General features: G+C 66.6%; 21 protein-coding genes. 12 read left to right on the top strand and 9 right to left on the bottom strand.

Features of this window, described 5'->3' with window-relative positions; genetic code table 11:
- Window positions 1-28 precede the first annotated feature (28 nt).
- From ACTXG9_RS01365 to ACTXG9_RS01375, 3 genes are all read right to left on the bottom strand, one after another.
- Window positions 29-451, bottom strand: a complete 423-nt coding sequence (locus ACTXG9_RS01365; RefSeq protein ID WP_021202425.1) for a low affinity iron permease family protein — start codon at window positions 449-451, stop codon at window positions 29-31.
- Complete coding sequence (locus tag ACTXG9_RS01370) at window positions 448-702, bottom strand: hypothetical protein (protein WP_111101965.1); 255 nt, start codon at window positions 700-702, stop codon at window positions 448-450. Before ACTXG9_RS01370 ends, ACTXG9_RS01365 begins: the two co-directional genes overlap by 4 nt.
- Before the next feature lie 123 nt (window positions 703-825).
- Window positions 826-1104: a hypothetical protein gene (locus ACTXG9_RS01375; protein ID WP_021202427.1), complete on the bottom strand. Its 279-nt coding sequence runs from the start codon at window positions 1102-1104 to the stop codon at window positions 826-828.
- A gap of 177 nt (window positions 1105-1281) precedes the next feature.
- On the opposite strand from ACTXG9_RS01375, the gene ACTXG9_RS01380 reads away from it, so the two are divergent.
- From ACTXG9_RS01380 to ACTXG9_RS01395, 4 genes are all read left to right on the top strand, one after another.
- Window positions 1282-3963: an excinuclease ABC subunit A gene (locus ACTXG9_RS01380; RefSeq protein ID WP_456115618.1), complete on the top strand. Its 2682-nt coding sequence runs from the start codon at window positions 1282-1284 to the stop codon at window positions 3961-3963.
- 432 nt (window positions 3964-4395) lie between these two features.
- Window positions 4396-4611 (top strand): hypothetical protein, encoded by a 216-nt coding sequence (locus ACTXG9_RS01385; protein ID WP_134955596.1) that lies wholly within the window; start codon window positions 4396-4398, stop codon window positions 4609-4611.
- Window positions 4612-4667: 56 nt separating this feature from the next.
- Entirely contained in the window at window positions 4668-4937 is a 270-nt protein-coding gene (locus tag ACTXG9_RS01390; RefSeq protein WP_065196287.1) for a hypothetical protein, read from the top strand.
- 281 nt (window positions 4938-5218) lie between these two features.
- Window positions 5219-5500 carry a hypothetical protein gene (locus ACTXG9_RS01395; protein ID WP_005416560.1) on the top strand — a complete coding sequence of 94 codons (282 nt, stop codon included), beginning with the start codon at window positions 5219-5221 and terminating at the stop codon, window positions 5498-5500.
- A gap of 43 nt (window positions 5501-5543) precedes the next feature.
- On the opposite strand, the gene ACTXG9_RS01400 is transcribed toward ACTXG9_RS01395, so the two are convergent.
- The gene (locus tag ACTXG9_RS01400) at window positions 5544-5855 is read right to left on the bottom strand and encodes a hypothetical protein (RefSeq protein ID WP_005416559.1); all 312 of its coding nucleotides are present in this window, start codon (window positions 5853-5855) and stop codon (window positions 5544-5546) included.
- A gap of 237 nt (window positions 5856-6092) precedes the next feature.
- Window positions 6093-7046: an alpha/beta fold hydrolase gene (locus tag ACTXG9_RS01405; RefSeq protein WP_005416558.1), complete on the bottom strand. Its 954-nt coding sequence runs from the start codon at window positions 7044-7046 to the stop codon at window positions 6093-6095.
- 481 nt (window positions 7047-7527) lie between these two features.
- Here ACTXG9_RS01405 and ACTXG9_RS01410 point away from each other — a divergent pair, with 481 nt between their 5' ends.
- Window positions 7528-8448 (top strand): MBL fold metallo-hydrolase, encoded by a 921-nt coding sequence (locus ACTXG9_RS01410; protein ID WP_164230081.1) that lies wholly within the window; start codon window positions 7528-7530, stop codon window positions 8446-8448.
- Between the two features lie 114 nt (window positions 8449-8562).
- On the opposite strand, the gene ACTXG9_RS01415 is transcribed toward ACTXG9_RS01410, so the two are convergent.
- The 4 genes from ACTXG9_RS01415 to ACTXG9_RS01430 form a co-directional block, all read right to left on the bottom strand.
- Entirely contained in the window at window positions 8563-9207 is a 645-nt protein-coding gene (locus ACTXG9_RS01415) for a sigma factor-like helix-turn-helix DNA-binding protein (protein ID WP_456115619.1), read from the bottom strand.
- A complete protein-coding gene (locus ACTXG9_RS01420) occupies window positions 9176-9442 on the bottom strand; it encodes a sigma factor (protein ID WP_456115620.1) in 267 nt (88 codons plus the stop codon). Before ACTXG9_RS01420 ends, ACTXG9_RS01415 begins: the two co-directional genes overlap by 32 nt.
- A gap of 75 nt (window positions 9443-9517) precedes the next feature.
- Window positions 9518-9922, bottom strand: coding sequence for a cupin domain-containing protein (locus ACTXG9_RS01425; protein ID WP_125436986.1), 405 nt, complete (start codon window positions 9920-9922; stop codon window positions 9518-9520).
- 55 nt (window positions 9923-9977) lie between these two features.
- Entirely contained in the window at window positions 9978-10457 is a 480-nt protein-coding gene (locus ACTXG9_RS01430) for a carboxymuconolactone decarboxylase family protein (protein ID WP_134729273.1), read from the bottom strand.
- An 89-nt stretch (window positions 10458-10546) separates the two neighbouring features.
- Between ACTXG9_RS01430 and ACTXG9_RS01435 the strand changes: the two genes are divergently transcribed.
- The 7 genes from ACTXG9_RS01435 (at window position 10547) to paoC (ending at window position 17448) form a co-directional block, all read left to right on the top strand.
- Entirely contained in the window at window positions 10547-10855 is a 309-nt protein-coding gene (locus ACTXG9_RS01435) for a sigma factor-like helix-turn-helix DNA-binding protein (protein ID WP_456115621.1), read from the top strand.
- Entirely contained in the window at window positions 10852-11883 is a 1032-nt protein-coding gene (locus tag ACTXG9_RS01440; RefSeq protein WP_134729277.1) for a LysR family transcriptional regulator, read from the top strand. Before ACTXG9_RS01435 ends, ACTXG9_RS01440 begins: the two co-directional genes overlap by 4 nt.
- Before the next feature lie 126 nt (window positions 11884-12009).
- Window positions 12010-12777, top strand: a complete 768-nt coding sequence (locus ACTXG9_RS01445; RefSeq protein WP_456115622.1) for an SDR family oxidoreductase — start codon at window positions 12010-12012, stop codon at window positions 12775-12777.
- Between the two features lie 47 nt (window positions 12778-12824).
- The gene (locus ACTXG9_RS01450; RefSeq protein WP_111128481.1) at window positions 12825-13340 is read left to right on the top strand and encodes an Ohr family peroxiredoxin; all 516 of its coding nucleotides are present in this window, start codon (window positions 12825-12827) and stop codon (window positions 13338-13340) included.
- A gap of 309 nt (window positions 13341-13649) precedes the next feature.
- A complete protein-coding gene (gene paoA / locus ACTXG9_RS01455) occupies window positions 13650-14297 on the top strand; it encodes an aldehyde dehydrogenase iron-sulfur subunit PaoA (RefSeq protein WP_019336581.1) in 648 nt (215 codons plus the stop codon).
- Window positions 14294-15244, top strand: coding sequence for an FAD binding domain-containing protein (locus ACTXG9_RS01460; RefSeq protein ID WP_111128484.1), 951 nt, complete (start codon window positions 14294-14296; stop codon window positions 15242-15244). The genes paoA and ACTXG9_RS01460 overlap by 4 nt, the downstream gene beginning before the upstream one ends.
- The gene (gene paoC / locus ACTXG9_RS01465) at window positions 15244-17448 is read left to right on the top strand and encodes an aldehyde oxidoreductase molybdenum-binding subunit PaoC (protein WP_456115623.1); all 2205 of its coding nucleotides are present in this window, start codon (window positions 15244-15246) and stop codon (window positions 17446-17448) included. The genes ACTXG9_RS01460 and paoC overlap by 1 nt, the downstream gene beginning before the upstream one ends.
- Window positions 17449-17452 lie beyond the last annotated feature (4 nt).

Consider the following 17452-nt stretch of genomic DNA (forward strand, 5'->3'; position numbering starts at 1 on the left):
GGCGCAGGTAGCCGCCGGAGCCGCGACCTCAGGCTTCGGCGGCCGCGTCCGCATCGCTGGGCATGCAGCGCTCCTTCTTGGACTTGATGTCTGCAGCGGTCCTGGCCAGTGCCTCGTAACGCTGGCGTATCTCTTCAAGATGGGCCGGCTCCATCGACTCCAGGTTCAACAACTCCTGGTTGGCGTCCTTGCTCACGCGGATCAGTTCGTCCAGCTTGATGTGCAGCGCAGCGGTATCGGCGTTCTGCGTATGCTGGATCAGGAACACCATCAGGAAGGTCACGATGGTCGTTCCCGTATTCACCACCAGCTGCCACGTGTCATTGAAGTGGAAGGCCGGCCCGCTGGCAGCCCAGGCGATGATCACCCCCAGCGCTGCGACGAATGCCCCCAGGCTGCCGGACAATCGCGCCGTCGCGGCCGCGACACGGGCGAAACCGCGCCGGATCACTGGTCACCTCCCGCGGCCTCCTCATCCATGTGTCGGTCTGGCAGTTTGACCCGCTCCTCGAGGCGCTTGTCCTGCTCTTCCGGCGTTGGCGCAGCGACGAAGGGGGAGATCGGGTCACTGGCGGGGAAGGTTTCCTGCAGCGCCTCGTCATGATTGCGGCGGTTGTGCAGCCTCGCCTGCAGCGGACTGACAGGATCGGGGCGCTGTGCCTCCTGGTCCGGATGGGGAAGGTCTTTCTGGTCGCGTTGCATGGTGCATCTCCAGGCTGATCACCACCCCTCAGGTGGCGGGCCCAGCATAGGAGTGCGGTGTGAGCGGCCCCATCAAGAGTGGGGCAACGTGATGTCAAACCTTCAGGCAACACGCGTTAACAATCAGCAGGGTGGAGGAGCCCGGCGTCGGCCGCGGCGGCGCCACGCCATCACCTGGCCCACCACCGCCGTCAACAGCAGCATCGCATTGGTCACCACGAAGACCACGCTCCCCAGCATCGCGCTGTACACCGTGAACAGCGCAGAAGCGGTCATCTGGCCCGCGAACAGCCACCTGGATACGGCTTCCGGGTGGGACGACTGCCACTGCTTCACCATCTGCCGGATCAGGGTTGCCATCAGCACCGCCGTGGCGGCCCAGCCAAGTACGTCGGGATGCATGAGGGCCTCCGATGTGTGGGCACCCCACGCTAGCCCCTGGCTGGGCAACGCCGTACGAAGGGGAGGTGAAGACAACATCCCGCCTCCGGCGCCCTCGCGCCATTCACTCCACAGCGGCGACAATGGCCGCTCGGGCGCACCATGCGCGATCCGCCCACCGAATGCAGGAATGCTGAGATGTCCAACACCCCCTTTGGCGAATCGTCATGTGCTGCCGCAGCCAGCGGCTGCATCGAGGTCCGCGGTGCGCGCGAGCACAACCTGAAGAATGTCGATGTCTCCATTCCACGCAATGCACTGGTGGTGTTCTCCGGCGTGTCGGGGTCCGGCAAGTCCTCGCTGGCCTTCGGCACGGTCTTCGCCGAGGCGCAGCGGCGCTACTTCGAATCCGTCGCGCCCTACGCGCGACGCCTGATCGATCAGGCCGGCGTGCCCGACGTGGATGCCATTGACGGGCTGCCACCGGCGGTCGCCCTGCAGCAGCAACGCGGTGCCAGCAATGCGCGCTCATCGGTGGGCAGCGTGACGACGTTGTCCAGCCTGGTGCGCATGATGTATTCGCGGGCAGGGGCCTACCCGGCCCACCAGCCCATGCTGTACGCCGAAGACTTCTCGCCCAACACCCCACAGGGTGCCTGCAGCACCTGCCACGGCCTGGGGCACGTCTACGAGGTGACCGAAGCGCTGATGGTGCCGGACCCATCGCTGAGCATCCGCGAGCGCGCCATCGCCTCCTGGCCACCGGCATGGCATGGCCAGAACCTGCGCGACATTCTGGTCACGCTGGGCTACGACATCGATGTGCCGTGGAAGAAGCTGCCGAAGAAGGACCGCGACTGGATCCTGTTCACCGAGGAAACGCCCACGGTGCCGGTCTATGCCGGCTTCACGCCGGCCGAGACCCGCGCCGCGCTCAAGCGCAAGCTGGAGCCCAGCTACATGGGTACGTACACCGGCGCACGCCGCTACGTGCTGCACACCTTTGCCAACACCCAGAGCGCGCTGATGCGCAAGCGTGTTTCCCGCTACATGGAAGGCCGGCTGTGCCCCGCTTGCCAGGGAAAGCGCCTGAAGCCGGAAGCGCTCTCGGTCACCTTCGCCGGCGTGGACATCGGCGAGTTCATGCGGCTGCCGCTGGACCAGCTGGCGGCGTTGCTCGAGCCCATCGCGCAGGGCGATTTCAGTGCACACAGCCACGGCGCGCGTACCAGCAGGCGTGCAACGCCCAGCGATCGCGCCAAGCGGGCAGCAAGCGGCCGCGCGACCCACGAAGGCGCCCCTGACGTGCGCCTGACCTCAGCCCTGTCAGAGGAAAAGCGCCTGGCGGCGCAACGGCTCGCGGGCGGGGTCATGGCGCGGGTACGGCAACTTCGCGAGCTCGGCCTGGGCTATCTCTCGCTGGACCGCGCCACGCCCACACTGTCGGCCGGCGAACTGCAGCGCCTGCGCCTGGCCACGCAGCTCAGCTCGCTGCTGTTCGGCGTGCTGTACGTGCTCGACGAACCGTCGGCCGGCCTGCATCCGGCCGACAGCCAGGCGCTGTACGACGCGCTGGAACGCCTACGCGACGGCGGTAACTCGGTGTTCGTTGTTGAACATGATCTGGAGCTGATGCGCCGCGCGCAGTGGCTGGTGGATGTGGGCCCGCAGGCAGGGGAACATGGCGGACGCGTTCTCTACAGTGGCGAGCCCGACGGCCTGCGCAACGTTCAGGATTCGCGCACGGCGCAGTACCTGTTCGACCGGGTGCCCGCGCCGGCCAGCCGGCAGCGCAGTGCCAACAGCTGGCTGGCGCTGAAAGGCATCCACCGCCACAACCTGCACGGTGTGGATGCGCAGGTGCCGTTGGGGTTGCTGACTGCAGTGACCGGCATTTCCGGATCGGGCAAATCCAGCCTGATGGCGCAGGCGCTGCCCGAGCTGATGCTGCTGCACCTCGGGCATGAGACGGCAGACGACGGCGCCGACAGCGCACCTGCCGAAGGACCCACCGTAATCGAAGCAACGCGGGGCCAGCTGGCCGGCGACGTGGACGCCATCCAGCGCGTGGTGCAGGTGGACCAGAAGCCCATCGGCCGCACGCCACGCTCCAACCTGGCTACCTACACGGGCCTGTTCGACCACGTGCGCAAGCTGTTCGCCGCGACACCCGACGCGCGCCGTCGCCGATTCGATGCGGGCCGCTTTTCGTTCAACGTAGCCAAGGGGCGATGCGAGACCTGCGAAGGCGAGGGTTTCGTCAGCGTCGAACTGCTGTTCATGCCCAGCGTCTATGCGCCGTGCCCCACCTGTCATGGCGCCCGCTACAACGAGGCCACGCTGAAGGTGCAGTGGAACGGCCGCAACATTGCCGAGGTCCTGCAGATGACGGTGGACCAGGCCCATGCGTTCTTCGCCGAAGAAGAGGCCATCGCCCGCCCGCTGCAGTTGCTGCAGGAGATCGGCCTGGGCTACCTGCGGCTGGGCCAGCCGGCCACGGAGCTTTCAGGGGGTGAGGCGCAACGCATCAAGCTGGCCACAGAGCTGCAGCGCAGCCAGCGCGGGCGCACGCTGTACGTGCTGGACGAACCCACCACCGGCCTGCATGCATCAGACGCCGACAGGCTGCTGGTGCAGCTTCAGCGGCTGGTGGACGCAGGCAACACGGTGGTGATGATCGAGCACGACATGCGTTCTGTCGCACAGGCCGACTGGGTGATCGACGTCGGTCCGGGCGCAGGCGGCGCGGGCGGCACCATCGTGGCGGCTGGGACGCCGCATCAGGTGGCCCACGCCAAGGGCAGCAGGACGGCACCGTTCCTGGCATCCGAGCTGGGGCAGGGTGTGCGCGAGCGGAATCATCCGGCAGGAGGCGCCTAGCCGCAGGACAGCAGCGTCCAGCAACGATCGGCAATCTCTGCCGCGCCAGGGTGGCCGCGTAGGCTTGATCGTTTCGCAAGGCGGCACTGCAGATCGTCCATCCAGGCTGACCGGGTACCGTGCGGATATCTCACATAGATATCGCAGGCAAGCCGGATGACCGGCGCCACTTCGTGCCGGAAACTCATCGCGGGCAGCGCACCCAGATTGAAGGCGGTTTCCCAGTGGGCCAGCTCGCGCTCCACATCGACAACGTGCTTGCTTCTTCCGTGGCTCACGGCGCCTACCCCTGTTCGAAACCTCACTTTACACGCTCGCTGCCGGGAGCCTGTTCATCACAACCGTTCATACAACGCGCTTGCCGGCACGTTCCCGTAACGGCAACAGGCCCACAGTCAATCGGCAGCAGACTTGCTGCGGCGGAGAATCGAAATGAACAGCGTCCCCGAACAGAACAGGAATGACCGCTCCAACGCGTCCGCTGAAGCAGAACAGCCTGCACAGCAGGGGCAGGGCGAGGGGGGCGAACCCGGCGGGGAGGAGCCCGGCAAGCAAGGACAGCAACAGCAGCAGGACAACAAGGATAGCGAGAGCCCGAAGCCAGCGGATGAAAAGAAGGGCGGTCTCGGCGGCGATACCCGCCGCTGAGGAACAGGAGGAGCCGCGCACCGAGCGGCTGCTTCCGCAGCAGACAGGGAGCGCGCATGTCCTCGCAAAGCCAGGCGATCAGCCTGATGACCAAGATCATGTACCAGTGCCGCCCGGAGAGAACGACGACGATGGCGCAATGCCGTTGCTGCGATGCGCCCAGTCCTGGCGGGATGGAGTGCGCACGGTGCCTGACCGGAAGGCTTGGCGAAACGATTCACAATCGTGGCGCAGCGTTCGGCTGGCTGGAGTCGTTCCGCAGGGTCCAGCAGGACGAAGCACACGTATTCGAATGCGCAAAGCGCGTCGATGCGGCATCTTCCTAGGCGTCGCATCCAGACCTGACATCGCGCAGGCGTATGCTCGGGTCATCCAGGAGCAACGCCATGACTTTTCCGATCTGCATCTACGATAGAACGGGCACGGGGCTCCGGCTGCCCACGGGGTGGTGGATCGACCTTCAGTCCGATCTGCCCGCGCTGGTGAACGGCGCCGCACGTATCGACCTTCCGCGCTCTTCGAAAGACGAGCATCCACGCTTGGATCCAGAGGTCCTGAGGGACCTTTTCCGGCGCATCGGGGGTTCGCAGTGGCTAGGTTGAATCCGGTGCGTTCCCTGGGAGTGCGCTGGCTGTTCTTCCGTCTTCGCAACGGCCAATCCATCAGTCCCGCCAGGTTGATGTCCGTCTGGTCCGAGGCTGCCGAATCCAATGAGTGCGCCGTGCGCCGCGAGATCATCGACGGCGCAGGCTACGTCTATGCCCTGTACGCGCCCAACAGCCTGCTTTCCCCCCGGCGTGTGGAGCTGCGCATGAGAGCGCTGCTGGAGGAGGCGGGCTACGCCTTCACGATGGGTAGCCTGGCAGGGCGTCACCCCGGCGACGGTTGAGGCGCGGCGCTGAGGCGCCGGCCGGACAGCCCATGCGTCGCTCTCATTCGGGGCCATCAGGCTCCAGAGGTTCGTCAGGTGCGGGATCGAAGAGCGCCAGCATCCGTTCCCGCCGGCACTGTTCGAGCCAGTGGTGCCATATCTCCACCTCGTCCATCAGCCCCGTGGCACCGCACGCGGGGCACGTGAGCGTCGTGCCCAATGGACTCGTCTTGATGCCGGCGTCCTGGGTCATTGAGGAGCGCAAGCCGCAGCTCTTGCAGGTCGATCGCAACTGATCGAGGCGAACGATGGCGCCATTGCGCGCAAGAAGGGGCTGGATCGCGTGGATCCGGAAGGCATTGGGAGGATGCATGGCCGTGTCGTCTGGGGCTGGACACGGGAGCAAAGGATTCTGCGCCGGAGAAGAGCCGTGAGAGCGCAGTGTGCTTTGTTGGAGGTTAACCCTTCATCAAGGTGCACACCGCGCGCCATGACTGGCTTGAAATCCCACGGCCGCAATCGTGCACTGACGTGGCAGCCGGCGCTCGTCCGGTGCCGGCCCTGCCTCTGGGCAGGAAGGGCTCCGCCATCACGACGGAGCCCCGTACACTCACTTTTCCTGCAGGAACGCCAGCAGATCCTGGTTGACCTTGTCCTTGTGGGTGTCGGTCAGGCCGTGCGGCGCACCCGGGTAGACAATCAGCTTTGCGCCCTTGATGAGCTTCGCCGATTGGCGGCCCGAGATGTCGATCGGCACGATCTGGTCGTCGTCACCGTGGATGACCAGGGTGGGCACATCGAATTTCTTCAGGTCTGCGCGGAAATCGGTGGCCGAGAACGCAGCGATCGAGTCGTAGGTGTTCTTGTGGCCGCCCTGCATGCCCTGTGCCCACCACGCATCGATCAGCCCCTGCGACACCTTCGCGCCCGGGCGGTTGAAGCCATAGAACGGGCCCGACGGAATGTCCTTGTACAGCTGCGCGCGGTTATCCATCTGTGCCTTGCGGATGCCATCGAACACTTCGATCGGCAGGCCGTTCGGGTTGTCGGCGGTCTTCAGCATGAACGGCGGTACCGAGCTGATCAGCACGGCCTTCTTCACCCGCCCGGTGCCATGCCGGCCGATGTAGCGCGCCACTTCGCCGCCACCGGTGGAGAAGCCCACCAGGGTCACATCGTGCAGGTCCAGCGTATTGATCACCGTGGCCAGGTCATCAGCGTAGTGATCCATGTCGTTGCCATCCCACGGCTGGCTGGAACGGCCGTGGCCGCGACGGTCATGGGCAATGACGCGGTAGCCGTGGTTGGCCAGGAAGATCATCTGCGATTCCCAGCTGTCCGAGTTCAACGGCCAGCCGTGGCTGAAGGTCACGACCGGGCCGTTCTTCGGGCCCCAGTCCTTGTAGTACAGCTGCACGCCATCGGCGGTGGTGATGTAGCTGGCGGTGCGCGCGATGCTGGTGACTGCCGCCGGCGTGGCCGGTTCGGCGGCCTGCGCGGACAGGCCGGCCTGGACCGAGAGGGCGAGGGTGGCAACGGCCAGGGTACGGGCGAAGGTGTTCATGCGGGAACTCTCATGGGTGGGTGGTGAGACGTACTTTGCGCCAGCAATCAGGCATCTGGGATATGACAAGTCCGAATTTCTTGATAGATCGTCCTGATTGCGCGGACCCACAGTGGGGTCGACTGGATGATCATCCGAAGCTGCCCGACCTGGGCCTGCGCACTACCGAACGAGCCAGAGGCGCTTGCAATGGTGGCATTGCAGCCGGTTCCGCATTGCTTCCCGGAACGCAACATGACGTACCCCTTCACGGCGCTACCGCACCTGCGGCGTGCTGCCTAGGCTGATCCCACACGGCACCTGCCGTGTTCCGGGCCCATTGCCCGCGCAGTGGCCCGTCTTCCCATGAACTCCGCAGCGCTGGCCTGCCAGGCAACCGTGCCCTGGCAATGTCACGGCCTGCGCCATGGGCAAGCGCCCGGATTCGTTCGCGCCAGCCTTGCATTGCTGCCCGCCAAATGGCTCTTCGTGGAGATCCCTCATGTTCAGTATGGAAAACACCGCCGCGCCCATTGCTCCCGCCCTCGATGAACTGGTGCCCTCGCGCTACGCCCTGAAAGTGGGCGACGTCGAAGTGCTGGTGATCAGCGATGGCGTCCTGCCGTTGCCCACCCAGATGCTCGGCCACAACGTGCCGGCCGCCGACCGTGCCGAATGGTTCGAAGAGATGTACCTGCCCCAGGATGCCTTCGACTGGGCATTGAACGTGATGGTGGTGCACAGCGGTGATCGCACCATCCTCATCGATGCCGGTCTGGGCATGGACCCGGACCTGCAGCTGCCGCGCGCCGGCCAGCTGATCCGCCGCCTCGGTGCTGCCGGTATCAACCTGGGCGAAATCACCGACGTGGTGATTACCCACATGCACATGGACCACGTCGGCGGCCTGCTGGTTGAAGGCGTAAAGGAACGGCTGCGCCCGGACCTGAAAATCCACGTCGCAGCCGCGGAAGTGGAGTTCTGGAAGTCGCCGGACTTCAGCCGTACCAACATGCCGCAGGGCTTCCCCGATGCACTGCGCGCCACGGCCAAGCACTTCTGGGCCGAGTACAGCAGCTATGTGCACACCTTCCAGGACGAACAGCAGATCGCGCCGGGCGTGACGGCCCGCCGTACCGGTGGGCATACCCCGGGCCACTGCGTGGTGCGCGTAGCGTCCGCGGGGCAGGCCCTGACCTTTGCCGGTGACGCGGTGTTCGCGGTCGGCTTCGACCAGCCGAACTGGCACAACGGTTTTGAGCACGATCCGGAGGAATCCGCACGCGTTCGCGTCGCTCTGCTGAAGGACCTGGCCGGCACCGGCGAACTGCTGGTGGCCACGCATCTTCCGTTCCCGTCAGTGGGCCGGGTGTCGCTGGACGGCGAGACGTTCCGCTGGGTGCCGGTGTTCTGGGACTTCTGATCGGATCCTGCGGATACAGCGCAAGCACGAGTTTTCGACGGGGCGCGTCGGCGCCCCGCTCGAAACCCGCAAGGGCGAGGCCAACAACGGACGCCATCCACGCCTGGCGTGGATCTACTGGATGGCGGTGGGGTGGGCCAAACGTTGCAGCTTGTGCGGATTGCGCTGCACCAGGATCTGCGTGATCCGCTCGCCATCGGTCTCGAAGGCCATCGCCGCCTCCAGCTCGCCATCGAAATAGCGCAGCAGTCCCAACCGTCCGTTGAGCATGGCCGGCACCATCCGCAACTGCGCGCTGCGCCGCAGGTGCGGGGCATACAGCAGCTGGGCAATGCGTGCACCCCCGACCATCGGCCCGGGGAAGCTGGTGACGATACCGCCGCCGTCACCCACCAGCTCGGCCGATTCGGCCATCAAGGCCTTCATCGTGCGGAAATCCCCGCTGGACGCGGCCTCGGCGAAGCGGCGCAGCAGTTTCTGGTGCACGTCCTGCGGGACGTTGTAGCGCGGGCGTTCCTGCCGGAGCTGCTGGCGCGCACGATGCACGATCTGCCGGCAGGCGGCTTGCGTCTTGTCCAGGGTGCGCGCGACCACGGCGTAATCCTGATCGAACACGTCGTGCAGCAGGAAAGCCGCACGCGCATCCGGGGCCAACCGTTCCAGCACACTGAGGAAGGCGACCGACAGATCGCTGGCGGTTTCCAGCACGTACTCGGGCGTGGCGGTGTCATCGGTCAGCAGCGGCTCGGGCAACCACATGCCCACATTGTTCGCGCGCGTGCCGGGCCAGGCGCAGGCCATCAATGGCGCGACGGGTGGTGGTCGCCACCAGCCAGGCTTCCGGATTCTCGATCTGTGACTGGTCGGTGCCATGCCAGCGCAGCCAGACATCCTGCACCACGTCTTCGGCTTCGTGCGAAGACCCAAGCATGCGGTAGGCCACGCCGAACAGGCGTGGGCGGAGGCGTGAGAACAGCGCAGTGGATTCGTCCATGCCAGCGTAGACGGGACAGGTCCCCGGATTGTGACACCCGGGAACCTGTCGTTGGTGCCAGCGCCGGACGTGCGATCAGTGCGGCGGCAGCACCGCCGGCTTGCCGATGTCCTTGATCAGGAACACCACGAACTTCGCCGGCTCGGTGGCGCTGGCGTTGCGGCCTACGGTGTGCAGATCGGCCGGGCCTTCATGGAAGGCCTCACCCGGGCCAAGGGTGACTTCCTTGCCGCCGGCCACACCCATCACGATCCGCCCTTCCAGGACATAGACGAAGCCATGGGCATCGTGGCGGTGGACAGGATCGGCGCCACCCGGCGGGTACTCCACGGTAAGGATCAGCGCCTCCTTGCCGGGCTGCTCCGGCAGGGCGCGGGTCATCACCTCGCGCACCAGGGGCTGGGGCGCAGGAGAGGGCGGGGTGGCGGCAGCGCCGCACAGTGGCAGCAGCGCAAACAGGACCAGAACAGAGCGACGCATGGCAGGTCTCCAAAGCGGTAGAGGAGGGCCGCAGCATGGGGCAGCGGCGGGAGGGTCAGGCCAGACCGGCCTTGTCCAGGCCGAAGGCCGCGTCCAGGGTGCCGGGCGTGGTACGGAAGGCAACGTTGGCGCGGTTCCATGCGTTGATCGCCATCACCGCGTGGGTCAGGTCGACCATTTCCTGATCGGACAGCTGGCCGCGCACGCGCGCGTACAGCTCGTCGGGCACGCCTTGCGCCGGCAGCTGGGTCAGTACTTCGGTCCAGGCCAGGCAGGCGCGCTCGCGCGGGCTGAACAGCGTCGATTCACGCCATGCCGCCAGGTGATGCAGGCGCAGGGGGCGCTCACCACGCAGGGTGGCCTCCTTCACGTGCATGTCCAGGCAGAAGCCACAGCCGTTGAGCTGCGATGCACGGATGTTGACCAGATCGATGATGGCCGCTTCGATCGAGGCGGTGTGGGCGGCATGCGAGTACAGGCCGAGCTTCTTGAACAGTTCGGGGGATTGCGCGGCGTAATCCAGGCGTGCGGTCATGGTGTGTTCCTGTAGCGTGTGAAGGGCACAGCGAGGCTAGGCCCGCATTCGCAATGCCGGTAGGCGGGGGCCGGGCCGCACGCTGTTGCATGAAAAACACCAATGTCCTGTCACAGCGGCCGATGCTCGGCCGTCTGCCGGGCATGGACACCTCATCGCACCTGCGCACCGCATCGCGCCCTGCCAGCGAACAGGTCTGGCAGGCCTTCCTCACCGCATTGCGCGAACTGCCGCCCGATGCACGTGCGGTACTGTTGCTGCACGACGTGCTGGGTGCCGGATTCGAGGACATCGTGCCCCTGCTGGGGCTCGATCTTGCCGCGTGCAGGCAACGGTTGAAGCTGGCGCGGAGCCACCTGCACGCACAACGTGCCCGCCCGGAGCCAGGCCACCCATGAACGCCGCAACGCCCCGCCTGGCCAGCGACGGCCACGATGCGCTCAATGCGTCCTTCTCCACCAGCTACGCCGGCGTGCTGGCCTTCATTGCAGTGGCGTCCGAGGGCAGCTTCGCGCGCGCGGCCGACCGCCTCGGCATCGGCCGCTCGGCCGTCAGCCGCAGCGTGCAGAAGCTGGAAAGCCAGCTGGGCGTGCGGTTGTTCCTGCGCACCACGCGCTCGACCACGCTCACCCGCGAAGGCGAGCTGTTCCTGGAGGGCTGCAACCCGGGCGTGACCTGCATCCTGCAGGCGCTGGAGGAAATGCGCGACCTGCGCGAGGGCCCGCCGCGCGGGCACCTGCGCATCAGTGCCAGCCACGGCTTCGGCCGTCGGGTGATTGCGCCCTTGCTGGCAGCCTTCCGTGCCGAGTACCCGCAGGTATCCGTGGAGCTGCTGCTGGACGAGCAGGCCCCCGACCTGGCCGGTGATCGCATCGACGTGGCGTTTCGCGACGGCCTACTGGAAGACAGCCAAGTGATTGCCAAGCAGCTGGTGCCGATGCAGCTGGTCGTATGTGCATCACCGGCGTACGCGCAGGTGCACGGCCTTCCCGCGTCGGTGGACACGCTGCCCACGCATGCCTGCATCGGGCGGCGCCTGCCGGGCGGACGCATGCAGCCCTGGGAATTCCGTGTCGACGGTGCCGAAGTACACCTTCAGCCGCCTGCTGCACTGGTGTTCAACGATGCCGACCTGGCCCTGCAGGCCGTCATCGACGGGCTGGGCATCGCCCAGCTGCCCAGCTATCAGGTGCGTGAAGCGCTGTGGGCGGGCAGGGTGGTGACCTGCCTGGATCGGCATGCGCCGCTCGATCGCGGCCACTACCTGTGCTACCTCAGCCGCCGCCAGCTGCCCAAGCGCGTGCGTGCCTTCATCGACTTCAGCACGCAGCGGGTGCGCGCGCTCGAACTGGATGTGATCTCGCACTGGGAAGCACGCCAGCAGGCCACCCCTCTGAAGCCAGGCGCACAGCCTGCCTTGGCCTGAGCGTACTGGTGCGTGCCGGGCAACAGTGCGCGGCCGGTCACGGACCTACTGCCTCGCGCCCGCGCCACCTACGATGCCTGCGCCCGGCCACACCCGGCAGCCCCTCTACATACCAGGAGACACGCAATGAAGTTCCTCGTCATCGGTGGTACCGGCCGCATCGGCAGCAAGGTGGTGGAGCGCCTGCGTGTCGCCGGGCATGCGGTCGTGGTGGCAGCGCCCTCCACCGGGGTGGATGTACTGACCGGCAAGGGCTTGGATGCCGCCATGGACGGCGTCGACGTGGTGGTGGACCTGGCCAACTCGCCCTCGTTCGAAGACGCAGCAGTGCTTTCGTTCTTCGTGACCGCCGGCCACAACATACTTGCGGCCGCCACCCGTGCCGGCGTGCGCCACCATGTCGCGCTTTCTGTTGTGGGCACCGACAAGCTTGCCGCCAGTGGCTACTTCCGCGGCAAGATCGCCCAGGAGCGGCTGATCCGCGACTCGGGCCTGCCGTACACCATCATCCATTCCACGCAGTTCTTCGAGTTCCTGCCGGGCATCATCCAGTCCGCCGGCGACGGGACGGCCGTGCGGCTGCCGGCCGCCGACGTGCAGCCGATTGCCGCCGAGGATGTTGCCGAAGCGGTGGCACGCATCGCGCAGCAGGCGCCAGCCAATGGCGTGCTGGAGATCGCCGGGCCGCAGCGCAGCGCGATGGCGGATCTGGCCAGGCGCTATCTGCAACTGACGGGTGATTCCCGGCAGGTGGTGGCGGACGCCGATGCACTGTACTTCGGCGCGCCGCTGCAGACCGAGACGCTGGTGCCCGCGGGCCACGCGTGGCTGGGGCAGGTCGATTTCGAAGCCTGGCTGCAGCAGTCCGGTCTGTTGCAGCGGCAGCCTGCCTGAGCGGCGAATCGATCGCCTGCCGCAGCTGCGTTTGATGGAGCCGTGCAATGACCGAGCTGAAGCCGCCTTCGCCTGCCATGCTGGACCGCTACCAGGGCGACGACGTGAAGCCGCTGTACACCGGCCGCGTGCGGGTGAGCGGAGGCCAGGCCCAGCATGGGCGGGCGTCCGGCGTCGTGCGATCGGACGACGGTGCACTGGCGGTGGACCTGCGCCTGCCGCCGGAGCTCGGCGGGCCTGGCGGCGGCGCCAATCCCGAGCAGCTGCTGGCTGCGGGCTATGCCGGCTGCTTCCACGGCGCCATGGTGCTGGTGGCCGCGCGTGCCGGCCTGCTGCTGCACAACCCCAGCATCGAGGTGGCGGTCACCTTCGCCCGTGATCCGGCAGATGGGCTGTACCTGCTGTCGGCCGAGATCGTGGTACATCTTCCCGGCATGGATGAGAACCTCGCCTGCGAACTGGTGCGCAACACCGAACGCGTCTGCCCATACGCCAAGATGTTCCATCGTGGCATCAGCCATGCGGTGCATGTTCGGGTCGGCCCGCAGGCTCCGCCTCTGTAGAGTCGAGCCATGCTCGACCATGGGAAGTGGCAACTCAGACAAGCCCGCCGTAGTTGGCCTGCAGGCTGGGAATGAGTCCGGGTGCCTTTGAAAGGGCTGGATGCAGTCGATTTCTTCGGACTTGCTACAACATGTTCTTCTGGCACTCAGGCTGGTTGCCTGCCTCGGTAGGGTCGTACATTTCGCCGACTTCACAGATCTGTACCCCGCAGATGGGCATAGTGGCCCTTCGGTAGTGTGAGCGCGTCCATCCAGCCACGGGGTTTCCCCGAACGCCAGGAGGTCCCTGTGCCAAGTTGTGATGAAGGAATGAAGTTGACGCGTCGCCAGGTGATCGCCGGCGGCGTCACGACCGTGGCGATGTCCGCCGCACCGGGGGCATCATCGCTCGCCGCCGAACTGGCCGCGCCCCCGCCGCCCAGGCCGCCGGTCATCAGCACGGTGGCCTTGACCGTCAACGGCGAGCGGCGGGAGCTTGAGCTCGACACCCGGACCACGCTGCTCGATGCCCTGCGCGAACATCTGAAGCTGACTGGAACGAAAAAGGGCTGCGACCACGGTCAATGCGGTGCCTGTACCGTGCTGGTCAATGGTGAGCGCATCAATGCCTGCCTCAGCCTGGCGGTACAGCACCAGGGCGATGCCATCACCACCATCGAAGGCCTCGGCACCCCCGATGACCTGCATCCGATGCAGGCCGCCTTCATCAAGCATGATGGCTACCAGTGCGGGTATTGCACGCCGGGGCAGATCTGTTCGGCGGTGGCGGTACTGGACGAGATCAAGCGGGGTGTCCCCAGCCATGTGCAGGCGGATGTCAGCGCACGGCCCCAGGCCACCAACATGGAAATGCGCGAACGCATGAGCGGCAACCTCTGCCGCTGCGGCGCCTATTCCAATATTGCCGAGGCGATGGCAGAGGTCGCTGGCGTGACCTCTGCAGGGAGGCGCTCATGAGGGCCTTCAGTTACGAACGCGCCAAATCCCCGGCCGAGGCCGCCAGGGCCGTCGCCGGTACCGAGGGCGCGAAATTCCTGGCTGGAGGGACCAATCTGCTCGACCTGATGAAGCTTGAGGTCGAGACGCCAGCGCACCTGGTCGACGTGCAGGACATCGGCCTGGACAGGATCGAACCCACCGACGAAGGCGGCCTGCGCATCGGCACGCTGGTCACCAATACCGCACTGGCGTCGCATGAGCGCGTGCGCCGCGACTACGCGGTGCTGACCCGCGCGATCGTGGCAGGTGCTTCCGGGCAGCTGCGCAACAAAGCCACCACCGGCGGCAACCTGCTGCAGCGCACGCGCTGCCCGTATTTCTACGATCCCAATCTGCCCTGCAACAAGCGCCTGCCCGGATCCGGCTGCGGCGCACTCGAGGGGTTCTCCCGGCAGATGGGCGTGATCGGCACCTCGGACAGCTGCATCGCGACCTATCCGGGCGACATGGCGGTGGCCCTGCGGGTGCTGGACGCCTCGATCCAGACCGTCAGGGGTGACGGCAGTACGCGCAGCATCCCGATTGCCGATTTCCATCGTTCCCCCGGCGACAAGCCGCAGCAGGACAACGTGCTGCAGCGCGGTGAGCTGATCACCCACGTCACGCTGCCACAACCCCTGGGCGGTCGGCACGTGTACCACAAGGTACGTGACCGCGCGTCCTATGCGTTCGCACTGGTGTCGGTCGCCGCGGTCGTGCAGCGTGACGGCTCGGCGCGGTTCGCCTTCGGTGGGGTCGCGCCGAAGCCGTGGCGCGTCGAGGCAGCCGAACCGCTGCTGCGCGACGGCGTAAAGGCCGCGACCCGGCAGGTGTTCGCCGGTGCCCGTCCGACGCCGGAGAACGCGTTCAAGATCGCGCTCGCCGAGCGCACCCTCGCAGCGGTGCTGGTGGAAGGAGAGCGCTGATGCCCCTTGAATTCAACGCCCCCGCCGGCGACAACCTGTTCGACAAGGCCAAGGTCGTCGGCAAGTCGACGCCGCGCATCGACGGCCCACGCAAGACCACCGGCACCGCCCCCTATGCCTACGAGCGCCATGACGTGGCGCCGAACCAGGCCTACGGCTACATCGTCGGTGCGGGCATCGGCAAGGGGCGCATCATTTCGATGGATGCCTCCCGCGCACGTGCCGCGCCCGGCGTACTGGCGGTCATCACCGCACCGGAAACCAAGCCGGTCGGCAAATCGAACTGGAACAATGCACCGTTGTTCGGCGGAGCCGAGGTGGCCCACTACCATCAGGCCATCGCCTGCGTGGTGGCAGAGACCTTCGAGCAGGCCCGCGCCGCCGCGGCGCTGATCCGCACCCGCTACGAGCGCAGCAAGGGCCGCTTCGATTTCCCGGCTCTGGCACCGTCCGCGCCGCTGGCAAAGGGGCGCGGTGGCAAGCCCGACCGGCAGACGCTCGGCGATTTCGACACCGCCTACGCGAGCGCCGCGGTCAAGCTCGACGAGACGTACCACACCTCCGACGAAAGTCATTCGATGATGGAGCCGCACGCCACCATCGCCGCCTGGGAGGGTGACACGCTCACGCTGTGGACGGCGAACCAGATGATCGACTGGGCCAGGCAGGGCATGGCGGCGATCCTCGGCATCGATCCTGCCAAGGTGCGTGTGGACTCGCCCTATATCGGCGGCGGCTTCGGCGGCAAGCTGTTCATCCGTGCCGACGCGGTGCTGGCCGCGCTGGCGGCCAAGCAGATCGGGCGGCCGGTGAAGATCGCGCTGCAACGCCCGTTGATGCCCAACAACACCACCCACCGGCACGCGACAATTCAACGCATCCGGATCGGCTGCGGAAAGGACGGCCGGATCTCCGCCATCGCCCATGAGAACTGGTCGGGCAACATCAACGGCGAGGATGGCGAAAACGGCACCCTGCAGACGCCCAAGCTCTATGCAGGCGCCAACCGCCTGGTCGCCAACTACATCGCCACGCTCGACATGCCCGAAGGCAATGCGATGCGCGCACCGGGCGAAGCACCGGGCCACATGGCGCTGGAAGTAGCGATGGACGAAATGGCCGAGAAGCTGGGCCTCGACCCGATCGCGTTCCGCATCCTCAACGAGCCCGAGGTCGTGCCCGGCGATCCGTCCAAGAAGTTCTCCGACCGCAACCTGGTGCGCTGCCTGCGCGAAGGCGCGGAGCGCTTCAACTGGAACAAGCGCAACCCCAGGCCGGCGCAGGTCAGGGAAGGGGACTGGCTGGTCGGCATGGGCGTGTCTGCGGGCTATCGCGGCGCACCGACAATGAAGTCGGCGGCGCGGGTCCGGCTTGACGGCCAGGGCGGGGTGATTGTCGAGACCGACATGACCGACATCGGCACCGGCTCCTACACGATCATCGCGCAGACGGCAGCCGAGACCATGGGCGTGCCGCTGGAGCGGGTCCAGGTGACCCTCGGCGACTCCCGTCATCCCGCCTCCGCTGGTTCCGGCGGCCAGTGGGGCGCGGCAAGCTCCACCGCAGGCGTGTACGCGGCGTGCGTCAGCCTGCGCCGCAAGGTGGGCGAGAAACTGGGCTTCGACGGCGACACCGCAGACTTCGCCAATGGCCGCATCCAGGCGGGTGGGCGGACGATCAAGCTGGCGGAGGCGGGGACACTGTCGGCGGAGGACGGCATTGCCTTCGGCGAATTCAAGCAAGGCTACGACGTCGGCACCTATGCAGGGCACTTCTGCGAGGTTGCCGTGCATGCCTACACGGGAGAGACGCGCATCCGCCGCATGCTTGCCGTATGCGATGGCGGCCGGATCCTCAATCCGCTGTCCGCACGCAGCCAGGTCATCGGCGGGATGGTGATGGGTGCGGGCGCGACCCTGATGGAGGAGCTGGTGGTCGACAAACGGCTGGGCTTGTTCATCAACCATGACCTGGCCGGCTACGAGGTTCCCGTGCACGCCGACATCCCGTACCAGGAAGTGGTCTTCCTCGACACGCTGGATCCGGTGATCTCGCCGATGAAGGCCAAGGGTGTGGGTGAACTGGGCATCTGCGGGGTCGGCGCCGCGATCGCCAATGCGGTCTACAACGCAACCGGCGTGCGCGTGCGCAACTATCCCATTACCCTGGACAAGCTGCTGCCCGGCTTGCCCGACGTGGGCTGACCCT

Source organism: Stenotrophomonas maltophilia group sp. LNF247 (genome assembly GCF_054083135.1).